Raw genomic sequence first — 13197 nt, 5'->3', positions numbered from 1 at the left:
TATCCCATCACCATCAAGTTAAAATTTTATAATACTCCAAAACGAAAAATTAGAGTCTTTTATAGCAATGAAGTTCATTTTTATCGTTTTGGGGGCAACCTGTTCTGTTAGGTTGATGGACATGTGGCGGTACCCCTAATTGAAGAAAGACCACCTTTTGAGGGGTGATCTGATATGTTCCGTTTTCAAAGCTTGTTACTGATTTACCAGATAAACGGAATTAGTTTTTTTGTTTTCTGTTTATATACTGTAAATTGTTCTCCATACTTGTTCTGTAAGTAATCATCAGATTTTGGAATATAGTCAAAAACAAATACTAAGAATAGACCTAGAGGGATAAGCAAACTATAAATATTGTTAGAGATTAGCGCTAAGCCTAGTACCCAAAGGCAATCCCCAAGATAATTAATATGAATCGCATATTTAAATAAACCGCCTGTATATAGCTTACCTTGATTTACAGGATTGTTTTTAAAAGGTTTTCTAAGTAACTCTGAAAATGTGTTTAACATACTGCCTCCTAAAAACAATATCCAGCCTATAATAAGTACTGTTAAGTTTGGATCCTGATTACTAGTAATCATTAAAATGGGGAAACCTAAATAATAAATCCCAAAAGCTATACTGTTCATGATGGCTTCTTGCCATGCAATACCTCTAGGTAACCATATAAACATCATAGCTGTTAATCGTAAAGCTGTAATAATTAAAGCAATAAAAAGCCCTAGTGAAATGCCTGATTTGTCATAAGTAATGAAAAGCAAATAATATGCAATGATTAAATAGATAATCTCAGCAACTAAAATCAAGATTTTTTCTTTTATCGTTGGCCGGTTTATACCATACATTGTGATACACCCCTTCATGTAGTCATTTTATAGGGAAATATACTTCTATGATAGTACTCTCCTCCGGTGTGCTATAGGGATTCGTTTGATAAACTTCAAATGGAGGCCCATTCAGTTTATAGTTATTTTCTTCAATCCAAACATGTAGCTTTGTATGAATAGAAGGTAATTCTTCGTAAGAACCAATAAGTGTAGCCATTGCGCAAAGACCAGGATTAAACACTTTTGTTTTATTTGTTGCCTCTGCAAGGGGAATCGCAATTTCCACATCATAATTTTCAGGTACATATTCTGAACTATGGAAAATAGCAAGTGGTTTTGCAATAGGTAATAAATTTTTAAACAAAATTTTACTAAACAACTCATTAAAGTGTATTAGGAAATCAGCGGTATTAATTTGTTTTCGTTGAGATAATATATTATAGGTTAAGTGATTCACAAGTTTAATCTCAATCTGATCTAAGTAACCCATGATATTTTCCTCTTCATCTAATTGTTGAATATCAAGCTTTAATTTTTTTAATAGAGAAGAATAAAATGTTATCTGTTGTGTTAGATTTTCTTGTTTGGCTTTCATTTTAGAGTTAAGAAACTCGGTATCCTCCCAATTAGCTAAAATAACCTTGATTTCTTCAAGCGAAAATAAATAGGTTTTTAATCGCGTAATCAATAAAGCTGTTTCTAATTGGGAAATATTATAGTAGCGATAGCCATTTTTAGCGTCTATGAAAGCAGGCTTTAACAGCCCAATTTCATCATAGTAGCGAAGCGTCTTCAGAGTGAGATGTGCTATTTTTGAGAACTCACCAATTGAAAGCATAACAATCACCTCCTGTTATAAATTACTTTAAATATACTGTTTCCTGTAAGGGGAAGGTCAATCAATATAGTTAAATTTTCTTATTGTATTTAGGAGTAGCACCACATCGCTATCAAGTTAAGAAATACATTTCCCCCAAAACGAAAAGAATGAGCCGAACTTTTATAAATAACTGTAAAAAGGTAAAATTTTCGTTTTGGGGTGGTTCCAAATCCTTAGCTTGATAGCGAGGTGACGGTACCCCTAATTAAGAGAATTACTTGGATTCACTGAAGAAGAAATTGAACAAAAAAGCTATTTTATAAATAATCAAATCAGATTATCTAATTCTGACTTGATTTGAAATTAAAAATATAAACCTTTGCCCACTGGCTGAACAGTTTCTAGCACAGTGTCAACCATTTCTTCATTAATTAGGGTTCTTATAATCCAGGCTGAGAGATCTTGAGCAGCAAAACATCCTGCAGCAGTCGAGATATTTCCTTCGTTTACGAAACTTTGTTCAATAACGTCTACATCAAATTCTTTAAGCTGTTCTACTACGGATGGATATGTAGTTGCTTTTTTACCAGTTAACAATTTTTTAGCTCCTAGTAGTAGAGAACCAGAGCACATAGAGCCTATTAATTGTCTTTGAGGATCTACATGAATGCTATTAAGATATTCTTGATTTTTATATAAATCTTGTACACCCTTACCACTTGCAAATATTACAGCGTCAGCAGAAGGAATATCGGATATGCTTCCTGTCATGGGGATACGTAAGCCAGACATGGATATATGAGTTTTTTCCGTTCCTAATAGTTGGACATTCCAATCAGAAATACCGCCAACTAAACGTACACGATTTAATAAATCCCATGGTAAAAAAACATCTATATCAGTAAAGTTATCGAAACAGACTATTGCAATTTTCATTCTCTATCCCTCCGTTAAATAAATATTAAAAACATTTTAATTATAACAATTTCAAGTGGAGGTAGCGAGGTTTGAATTCTTTAATACCTGGGTATTGCCCATGCCCATCACCCTAAGGTTTTGATACCTCCACAACGATAAAAATAAACTTGTTTGCCATAAAAAACATAATGTTTTCATTCTGAAAACATTATAGAAACTGAACCTAATGATTATATAGCAGGTACTGATTATTAAAGAAAAAATCATCCTCTTTATTGTAGGATGATTTATCGGAAATAGATTATACCCTTTGTGTCAATTAGTTAATGGAGTAACCCCATTGAAAATGAAGGGATGACCAATATGTTCCCTAAAACGCCTGGTATTGCAATTCAATTAATTGGTGAAAACATTATGTTTGTATCTATATTATTATTTTGGCACAAAATCATACGTTCCTTCATAATAAGTCCCATTACTTCAATTACAACCTCTTTAATTTTGTCTGGAAGCTCATTTGGACTACTCCATCTTTCTACATATAGTTATAATTGGGTGCAATGTTTAATTATCATCGGTATACCAGCGATCGCTCAAATGATTTTCTTTCTAATATTTAAAAATATTCATATGGGATATATGCTTCACTTCAATTACAATTTAATCATCATACTTTTTAACTACATAATTTTTAATTAAACTATTTTATAACTAAAAATAAAAGAAAAGGTACCCCTGCTGCAAGGTACCTTTTCCAAAGGGTATAACTCATTACCTAAGCGATTGTTGATCAAAAACGCTTAGACTCTTACATGAGTTATAATTTTATTATACATTGATCATAACAAAATTATTATTAATGGTGAAATTAAATTTAATTATTTTTTAACGAATTTACCGGAAGAATTCTCCTTCCTCAAGCGTGTGAAGGGCGATGGCCCAACGGAAGGTGGGAGAAGAATTTCGGTTTGGCATAGCCAAAAACTTTGGATAAACTGGCTATATGAAGCTCTTTGATAACTTGATATAGGAGGTTGCAGGAAGAAAATAGAGTGCGAAAACCAAGCCATTCGGTTCCTGCGTAAAATATCAACCGTACCAAGAGAGCGTCCAAGCGTTGGACATCTAGGGGTGGAACACCCCGAAGTAACGCTCAGGGAGTCGAAAGGTTACTTTCGTCGCGGAACTGAGAAGCTCCACTTTAAGCTTTGCTAAGTGGCGAGTAGTTCACTTTAAAAGCTGTCACCTTAATAATAAATTTCTCCAAAAGAGCATTCATACTTAAACAGACTAGATTATAAACAATAGTAATTAAAAACTTCATACGAACCACACATTAACTCCACTACTAGCACAAACTAAAATTGTATACTTTAGTAGTATTTTTCACGATAAACATTCAAACATACTAATATTATGTAATACGGAAGTTGCACTAAATTAGAAGAAAACAAATAAGGGAGAGAAGATACTATGACGAGATTTGCGAATCAGCACGTAGAGAACACGACTTTAGAAGAGGATGTAGAGCTTTTAAAAGTTATGGCACACCCAATGCGTTTAAAACTGATCAGTGAGCTTTCTAAACATAAAACACTAAATGTAACCCAAATGACCGAAATTTTAAACATTCCACAATCAACAGTATCCCAACACTTATCTAAAATGAGAGGGAAGGTTTTAAAGGGAAATCGTCAGGGATTAGAAATCTACTATAGCATTAAAAATCCAAAAGCTGAAGAAATTATGGGGTTATTAGGTCCAATACAATAGTTTTCCATTTCTATTAATTACCAATATCACATAATACAAGTTAAATAACCTTGGAACATATATTATATGGAAAGATAGAGCATTAATAATGACTGGTTCAGAAAGAGTCATTATTATAAAAACTTGCTGATTTAATGCTGTTTAATAAACGGAAAGACACCTTAGATTAAAGGTGTCTTTTTAACTGTATATTGATATTTTAATTAATTAATATTATTTCGAATCTCAGATTTTACTTTATTTACTTGTGAGATAATTTGATAATTTTTTTGATGCGTATGATCATTTAGAACAAGAATTAAAACAAGTTATTTCAAAAGAAGATAAGAGTCCTTCATTGCTATATAGCAGACTTAATCAGTTTCAGCAGAAAATCGAAAATATAAATGACCTAATAAAAGTATTGGAAAATGCTCGTTAATGAATGTTTTTCTTTATTATATAGAAATTATACATTAAAAACATCTTAGGGATAATGCGTATTGCGAATCTATTGAGAATGGTGTACAGATTGGTTACGAATACAATTACTAATACTTTTTACGAGAGAGCACTTACTGAGGAGTGCTCTCTTTTTATTAGTTAAATTGGACACCTGAAAATGAAAAATACTTAAACCAATTGTAATTATCGCAGATGCAAAAGCTATTTCGTCTGATATAGAAGCCAGGGAATTTAGTAGATACGACCAAGGAAGGTCTAAATCGTTTGCAAAGCATGATAAGTGATAAAAATATACTTATTAATTGAAATGCAACGGAAGAATTAGTCGTTATTTACTATAAAATATGGATGCATGTCAATGGTTATTCCACATACAGATCATACGAGTTTTACTGATTCTCTTCTTTTGATGAAAAAATCAAATCACTTCAAAAAAAAGAACTGGTACGCCGAAATCAATTAGCAAATGAATATAATAAGCACGTCCAAACTTCAGCACAAGTAATTTCAGATCCATTTGTTTAACAAGAAAAAGAGAAATCAAAAACAAAATTTCTACTGGGATTTTATATTCACTGTCGGATACTGGTTTACCTGTTTACCTTTGGTCAGTTACATGTAATTCAGCGTGGTCCTTCCATGCCACTCAAAAAATCCAGTCATAAAAAAAGAGGGAGAAGGCATTTTTTATTGAAGTTTGTTTATAATAGCTTTTTAACCCGTTAGGGGGGATCGTAAAGTAGATTATTAATCTCTTTGATAATTTAAATTTTCCTTATAGTACATGGCATGCTGTATTAAAAAATTTTAATTTTAAAAGGAGAATCAATAAATATGAGCACGAAAAAAAGAATAGGGAATAATTTATTACTTGTCAGTGCAATTTGTGCAATAGCTATTCCTTCAGTTTCATATGGGGAGGAAGTAATTTCACCTAAAAATTTCGCGAGTTCTTCAAGTTTGTATGAGGGACGGAATACGGATGTATTGAAATCAAGCTTATATCCTGGTACATATAAAAATCCGTTCAATCACCAATTTATTTCGACATTAAAGGAAACAAACAAAAATATAAAAAAAATAGACAATACCGACGATGAAAACCCTGTTATAGCTACTACCCTTTCATTTATCCGTTATTTGGATACAGAAGATTATAAATCTGCAGTTGATTTAACTTCTCGATCATTACAGAAAATAATATCCGAAGAATGGCTAAAGAGCTATTGGAAGGGACTCCCTGCGCAATTACAAGCAGGTTCTTTTATGGGAATTGGAGAGGTAACCCAAAAAGAGACAAATTCTGTTCATACAAATGTAGAGATTAAATTAGTTTTTGAACAATTTACAGTACCTTTACTAATTAAGCTAGATCCATCTGGAAAAATAGATGATTTTCAACTCAGCATGTCGTTTAGTCCTGTTGCAGATCGTCCATCATATAGTAAGCCTGAATCATTTGTTGATAAAGAAGTAGTAGTTGGAAGTGGTGCGTTTCCATTACCAGGAACATTATCTGTTCCAAAGGGAAAGGGTCCTTTCCCAGCGGTTATTCTTGTGCAAGGATCTGGAGCAACCGATCAGGATGAAACAGCGTTTGCTTTAAAACCATTTCGCGATTTAGCTGAAGGTCTTGCCTCGAAAGGAATTGCTGTCCTTCGCTATAATAAACGAACTTATGAACATGGATTAAAAACACAATCCAGTCCTTTTTATACCGTTGATAAAGAGACAACAGATGATGCTCTTCTTGTGACTCATTTTCTTCAAAATGAACCTCTGATAGATAAGAATCAAATTTATATTCTTGGTCATAGTCAAGGTGGAATGATGCTTCCGAAAATGATTGAAAAAGACCAAAATCAAAATATTGCTGGGGCAATTGTGATGGGAGGACCAGCCCGTACGATCCAAGATGTTGTTTTAGATCAATTTGAGTATCTTTTTTCTATTGGAGCAATGAAACCGGATGAATATAAATTTTACAAATCGCAATTTGAATTATTAAATGATCCCAATTTCTCTAGTCAGAATCCTCCAAAAGATTTTTATTTAGGATCAGCAGTATTTTGGGATTCTATCCGTAAAATTAAAGCAGCAGAAATGTCAAAACAACAAAAGACACCGCTTCTTATTATTCAAGGAGAAAGAGACTATCAAGTTCAATCAAAAATCGAAATTCCTCTTTGGAAAGAACAATTAAAAGAACGAGATAACGTTGATTATCGACTATATCCAAAGTTAAATCACTTCTTTACAGAAGGAGATGGGGAATTAAGTAAACCGGATGAATATTATAGTCCTGCTAATATCCCTGAGTATGTTATAAATGATATTGCTGCTTGGGTGCAAGGAAGATCGAAATAAAATTAGCAACCATATTTTTTAATAGAGGTCACGATACATGCCTATCAACTTAAGGATAGAAATTAAATGGTTTTTTGTTCAAATAAACTAAATAAAGGGGTGTTCTTTATGTGTACCAGTTTGACATTACAGACAAAAAGCGGTCAGCATCTTTTTGCAAGAACGATGGATTTTACATTAGATTTCAATCAAGAAGTAATAATAGTTCCTCGAAGTTATCAATGGAACAATATAACTGGTGAAACCATCGAGGCGAAACAAGCTGTTGTCGGGATGGGGATTAACCATCAAGGAAGGATCATCCTGGCGGACGGAGTAAATGAATCAGGTATGACATGTGCAACACTCTATTTTCCAGGATTCGCTAGTTATAGTAACAGTATAGATGACAATCAAACGAATCTGGCTCCATTTGATTTTGTGGCATGGAGTCTCACACAATTCAATTCTGTCGAAGAGTTAAAGAACTCTGTAGATAGTATTTCCTTTTTGGATGTACCATTACCTGTTTTAGGAGTTACTCCACCGCTACATTGGATTTTAGCGGATAAATGGGGAGATTGTATTGTACTAGAGCCGACAACTGAAGGACTAAAAATATATGATAATCCTCTTGGGGTAATGACCAATAGTCCTGAGTTTAACTGGCATTTACAAAATTTAAGACAATATATCGGTCTTAAATCGCAGCCATATGCGCCAACACAATGGGGGGATGTACCATTAAGTGCTTTTGGACAAGGTTCAGGTTCGATGGGACTCCCTGGGGATTTCACCCCACCATCAAGGTTTGTTCGGGCAGCGTATGGCAAACAAAATATTCAAGGTATAGATAACGAAGAAGAGGGCATATCGGCCATTTTTCATATCTTATCAAATTGTGAGGTTCCAAAAGGTGGAGTGATAACGGAAGAAGGTACATTAGATAATACCATTTATACAAGCGCAATGTGTATGGAGTCTGGTACATATTATTACCATACCTATGATTGTAGACAAATTATAGCTATTCATTTATTTCATGAAAATTTAGATACAGATGAAATTAAAACCTATCCATTTCAGCGAAAACAAAAGATATTTTATAAAAACTAATTAGATTTGGAATATCATATAAAAAAGCAAACTTAATTAAGTAGTTTAACCATGAAAATTTGATAAACAGTAAGGAATATTTTAATCATAAAAGAAGATTTTTGAAAAATGTTCTTTTAAAGTACGGAATGACTAATCATTCAAATTCTGCTATAAAGTTAAAAATTGATCATAAACAATAAGTTTCATATACGAAAATTCATATGTTTTATAACTTTTCTACGAACTAATTGTATTTAAATTTTATATCTTTTAAGTAGAATTTCAAATTTGTAATAGAATCTAATTACATTTCTCTATAAAAGAATTTTTTATGAATCGAATTAAAAGTTAGTTGACAAATATTAAATTCTGGTTTAAATTTTGAAGTAATTCAATAATCTTTGTTAGGTGAGGCTCCTGTATAGAGAAACGCTGCTGCCCAAAAATGTCGAGAGACGCCAATGGGTCAACAGGAACGGTCGGATTAAGGCCCTTTTTAATGTAGCTGGTTATAAAAACCTATGCTATACAGTGCTAAAACTCAACGAGGGAGTGGTATACGATTTGATAGAAAGGCACCTCTAGGATTTTTGCAGAGCTGCCTTAATAATCATTTATTTGTATTGTAAAAAACCTTTACTCCTTTTTGAGTAAAGGTTTTTTTGTTTAATGTTATTTATTTTTATCTTGTCTAAATTCAAAAAGGAGGTAGTTCTAAATAATAAATTGATTGCAATGTAACTATTAATGCTCTAATAAAAATTTTTAGACAGATAAAATAACACAAAACCACTCATGAAACTCTAGAGTCTCCCTTAGCAATATGAGGAGGAGTTAACATGAAGAAATTATTAAATGAATTACTTGTAACCCAAAATAATTTGGATACAGAGAAAGTTTTACGTCATCCGTCGTATGATGTTGCAACTGGAATAGTAATAGAAAATGGGAAAGCTATTGATACAAATATAGATAAAAATACCCCTACAATTATTACGGGTTTAACAAGGTTTGGACAAATGATAACAGGAAATTATTCGACCCAAAAACTTTTGGATAAACAAGTCGTTTCAGCAGCAGGATTTATGCCACAGTTAATTGTAAATGGAGAAAAAATGATCACAGAAGGAGACGGTGGTTGGGGTTCTGCTCCGCGAAGTATTATGGCCCAAAAAGAAGATGGCACAATAATGTTTCTAGTGATAGACGGTAGGCAGACACATAGCATAGGAGCCACGATAAAAGAGTGTCAAGATATTCTATATGAAAAAGGAGCAATAAATGCAATGGCTATGGATGGAGGTTCTTCTGCTACGCTATATATAGGAGGAAAGGTTATAAATTCACCTTCTACATTATCCCATGAAGATCGTTATTTACCGAATGCTTGGGTGGTAACAGCAAATCCGAAACAGAAAATAAATATGACAATAGATGGGGAAAAAGTAAATTCCAAAACATTCGATAAATTTGATGCAAATATTATTTCTCATTAAGTAGAAATAAAAGACAAGTAAAATATATGTAATATTTAAACCCTAAGTAGGGAAAAGAATAAGAGTTTAGCAATGCAAAATTGCTAAACTCTTATTCTTTATTTTTTCCTATTCTTCCTAAACTATCTTTAATAGTTGTTTCTCCAAGTTGAGTGTATAACAAAGCTGTATCTTGACTGGTATGCCCAAGTTGTTGCATCACTTGTAACGAATCTTTTTCTTCCATATATAATTTATTTGCTAATGTATGTCTTAATTTATGAGGAGACATTCTTTTTCCATAAGCCTTAGTATATTTTTCTACTATATCTTGGATAGCTCTAACTGAAAGAGGCTGTGCAATATGTTTATATTTCGATAAGAACACATTTTTTAATTCTTTTCCTGGAGAGTATTTGTTATCTCTAATTTCCATATACTTTTCAAGGTCGTTCAGTGCAATTGGTGTAATCCATACAGAATCTTCTTTGTTCCCTTTTCGGATTACATCAATTAATCTTTCTTTTAAGTTTATATCTTCCATACGAAGATCGGCCAATTCACTTACACGAATACCGCTACCAAGAAAAAGGGAAAGGATAGCTACATCACGATCTTTATCTCTTAGGAAATAGAACAACTGATGTTTTGTTAAAGATTTTTCATGTTCATACTTAACGTAATTTAAAAACTCTTGATCATCATCATTATGAAATATTTTAGATCTCATACGTTTTGCACGGGCATTTAATGTTTCTTTATCTTTATGTATTTCAATTTTAGCCATTACATTTCTATAAAAATAACATTCTCCATCATCATTCTCTGATAGGGAGGTAAGGTACTTAAATAAAGACTTTAAGGCTGAAATTTTTCTGTTAACAGAGGAATTTTGCATGTTTTGTTGCAGTTTTAGAAATCTCATAAAGTTCTCAACATCTTTTTTCTTTAAATTCTCCAAATCTGAGAAGGATATGTCTTTAATGGGCTTAAAATCAATAATTTGTTCAGATAATAGCCAATTAAAGAAGACTCTAAAATCATATACATAATTCAGTAGGGTGGAGGGAGAGGCATCATGCAATTCTTTGTACTCCACAAATTCTTCTATGTAAAAGGGCATTTCATTTAGATTCTCGTATAATTTTTTACGATGTACGGATTTTTGACGTTGCTTGCTGTAGTCCATAAAAATCACCTCATATATAATATAACAGAAAAGGAATACGAACACAAGTTCGCGTAAAATTCAATTTTTACACAAACTTATTTACATAATTTAATTATGAAATATTAAAATATACTCGAAACTGAATGGTATAGTGTAGTTACTTAAATAAAAATTATAGCTAGCCAAGTGATAAATTTGTATTCGTCTATAAAAACTAGTGTAAAAATTAAATAAAAGTACATGAAACAAAACAATTTATATATATAAATTCATACAATATATCAAGACATGAAAATAGTTTAAAAGTCGTTATCAAATATGAATTGGTTAATTTAATCATGATTATGAGGAGTTAATTAGATCAACATAAGAAAAATCTTATAAATTAAAATGTAATTTACTATAAAAAAGTTTTATGAGTAACTCAGCATTTAATGATTTCTATATAAAATATAAATTATATAGGCACATACAAATATACCAAGATTCATGCAATTGAGCTCGAAATCCCTAAATGCTGTATTAGATTTTTATATAACTATTCTATTGTTCGTAAAATTGGTATTTCGTGCGAAGTTGTAAGGTGTTTATTTTTCCCCCTTTTTATAATTCTTTTATGTTTATCCAACAAAATGCATCCTGCACCTTTCATCAGTATGAATATCTTTTAGTTGCAGATACATTCACCTATACATTTTAATATTGATTACATGGTTGCTTATAGGGTATAGCTAGCATATAAATACATGTTAAAAAAATTTCAATGCAATACGGGTAACTTTAACCACTTAAGACTAAATAGGTTGTGCTTTACCCAAAACTTAATTGTTTTTATATTGAAAGAGAATGTTTCCTATAGTCCTGTAAAAAGTATTCTTTATTGTACTTTGTTTATGTGAACATACAGTGATTTTTAATTCTAATACAGATTTTAAAATATAAATTCGCAATTTTTCCTTCCGTCTCAATAAGATAAGAATTCTTTTCATTTTGAGACGGATTTTACTCCTTTTTTTCAAATATCTATAATATCTCTTATGTAAACTAAATATAAGTAAGTAAACAATTTTTCTTTTTGAATGTGCTTCCGTGTTTTCTATTGTGGTAATCCACACAGATTGTTTCTAGATTATCTATATCTAATACGAGTGTTGAATGATGTTCGAGTTCTTTTATATGATGGATAACGAGTTGCATCTTCTTATGCTTCTGTTGTTTGGCTTTGTATTCATACATGAAGCTTCCCCCCTCCAACTAAGCAATATCAAATGTTAGAATGATAATCCATAAAGGTGTTAAAGAAGTGATAAATACTAATGATACAAAACAAGCAGTCTTTTCTATCACATTATTAGATCCCTTCAGTCTATTCAATGGACTTAGAAACGTGGATAAACTTTGACCAATTTTTTAACCAATTTTGTTTTTCCACTCGTGGTTAGTGTTGTGTCTTCTATTTTTAGCAAATGGCTTGATAATCGCCTAGATAATTATAAACACCGTAAAAAACGCTATAACTAACTCCAATAGGTCGCGCTCCCTTCAGGATAACTAACTGGAACGTTGGCATTTTTTGCATACTTAATAAATAGCAAAAAAAGCAAGTCTGCTGGAACAGGCTTGCTTTCTGATAGAGCTCTGACAACTCAAAAACCATTTCTCTGTATTATTTAAAAATAGTAATTTATGAAAATTATTGCACTCACTTAATAGAGAAATTAAAGTCATGAACCCTTACATAAATATTTTAATGATTACTATAATCAATCGCAAGAATTAAAACAACGCTATATAACACTAATTGAATTATTTTTAATGTACGTAATTTCATAATGCATCTCTTAATTTCCACTTAATTAACGAAGGTTGTATTTTTTACTTTCCAGTCTTCAAGTTTAATGCTAACCCAAAAACCATAGATACCTAGTGTAATAACTGTTAGAAGTAGCCATTTAATCCAGTTACCAAACAAGCCAACTGCTGAACCGTTAAATTTCATTCTATGCCCATCAACCACAGTATGGTTAATTTTCCAACCATAAACCATACACAACGCCCAAGGATAGCAAATACCAAGCGTGAACACTGTAATAAGCGCTCCCAAGATACTCCAACCAATGAAGCTCAAAAGTCCACCATCAAAGAAAGACTGACGCCCCCATTTTGATTCTGGTCCATAGTTACTTCCTGCATTAACGTTTATGTTAATATTTTCTGCCATAAAACACACTCCTTTGCCAGTTTATCGTGATTAGCGCACGTATTTTATTCAATATAACCTTACATATTTTAGCACAAAAATGTTACTTCCATAAATTTTTT

Annotated in this window: 8 protein-coding genes, 3 pseudogenes and 1 riboswitch; of the genes and pseudogenes, 5 read left to right on the top strand and 6 right to left on the bottom strand. The window is 31.9% G+C overall.

What is annotated here, in order from left to right; genetic code table 11:
- Positions 1 to 203: 203 nt before the first annotated feature.
- The 3 genes from FT637_RS28560 to FT637_RS28550 all read right to left on the bottom strand — a co-directional run bounded on the left by FT637_RS28560 (position 204) and on the right by FT637_RS28550 (position 2586).
- Positions 204 to 848: a methyltransferase family protein gene (locus FT637_RS28560; RefSeq protein ID WP_193649113.1), complete on the bottom strand. Its 645-nt coding sequence runs from the start codon at positions 846 to 848 to the stop codon at positions 204 to 206.
- A gap of 22 nt (positions 849 to 870) precedes the next feature.
- A complete protein-coding gene (locus FT637_RS28555) occupies positions 871 to 1668 on the bottom strand; it encodes a MerR family transcriptional regulator (RefSeq protein ID WP_193649112.1) in 798 nt (265 codons plus the stop codon).
- Between the two features lie 345 nt (positions 1669 to 2013).
- On the bottom strand, positions 2014 to 2586 hold the full coding sequence (locus FT637_RS28550) for a DJ-1/PfpI family protein (protein WP_193649111.1): 573 nt from the start codon (positions 2584 to 2586) through the stop codon (positions 2014 to 2016).
- Between the two features lie 312 nt (positions 2587 to 2898).
- Here FT637_RS28550 and FT637_RS28545 point away from each other — a divergent pair.
- From FT637_RS28545 to FT637_RS28520, 5 genes and pseudogenes are all read left to right on the top strand, one after another.
- Positions 2899 to 3267 (top strand): annotated as a pseudogene (locus FT637_RS28545) (hypothetical protein); the annotation flags it as partial.
- Positions 3268 to 4041: 774 nt separating this feature from the next.
- On the top strand, positions 4042 to 4341 hold the full coding sequence (locus FT637_RS28540) for an ArsR/SmtB family transcription factor (RefSeq protein ID WP_113769866.1): 300 nt from the start codon (positions 4042 to 4044) through the stop codon (positions 4339 to 4341).
- 1278 nt (positions 4342 to 5619) lie between these two features.
- The gene (locus FT637_RS28530; RefSeq protein WP_193649110.1) at positions 5620 to 7152 is read left to right on the top strand and encodes a prolyl oligopeptidase family serine peptidase; all 1533 of its coding nucleotides are present in this window, start codon (positions 5620 to 5622) and stop codon (positions 7150 to 7152) included.
- A 108-nt stretch (positions 7153 to 7260) separates the two neighbouring features.
- Positions 7261 to 8247, top strand: a complete 987-nt coding sequence (locus tag FT637_RS28525; RefSeq protein WP_193649109.1) for a choloylglycine hydrolase family protein — start codon at positions 7261 to 7263, stop codon at positions 8245 to 8247.
- Between the two features lie 375 nt (positions 8248 to 8622).
- A riboswitch (M-box (ykoK) riboswitch) is annotated at positions 8623 to 8790 on the top strand.
- A 356-nt stretch (positions 8791 to 9146) separates the two neighbouring features.
- Positions 9147 to 9725 (top strand): annotated as a pseudogene (locus FT637_RS28520) (phosphodiester glycosidase family protein); the annotation flags it as partial.
- Positions 9726 to 9816: 91 nt separating this feature from the next.
- Here the strand turns inward: FT637_RS28520 and xerS are convergent.
- The 3 genes and pseudogenes from xerS to FT637_RS28505 form a co-directional block, all read right to left on the bottom strand.
- On the bottom strand, positions 9817 to 10893 hold the full coding sequence (gene xerS / locus FT637_RS28515; RefSeq protein WP_193649108.1) for a tyrosine recombinase XerS: 1077 nt from the start codon (positions 10891 to 10893) through the stop codon (positions 9817 to 9819).
- A 1026-nt stretch (positions 10894 to 11919) separates the two neighbouring features.
- Positions 11920 to 12084: pseudogene (locus FT637_RS28510) on the bottom strand (HNH endonuclease); the annotation flags it as partial.
- Between the two features lie 643 nt (positions 12085 to 12727).
- Positions 12728 to 13096 carry a DUF898 family protein gene (locus FT637_RS28505; protein ID WP_002035452.1) on the bottom strand — a complete coding sequence of 123 codons (369 nt, stop codon included), beginning with the start codon at positions 13094 to 13096 and terminating at the stop codon, positions 12728 to 12730.
- Positions 13097 to 13197: the final 101 nt, after the last annotated feature.

Origin of the sequence: Bacillus cereus (assembly GCF_015071065.1) — a bacterium.
Classification (GTDB): Bacteria; Bacillota; Bacilli; order Bacillales; family Bacillaceae_G; genus Bacillus_A; species Bacillus_A cereus_BA.
Note: the sequence above shows the minus strand (reverse complement) of the source record. Positions and strands in the feature narration are given on the sequence as shown.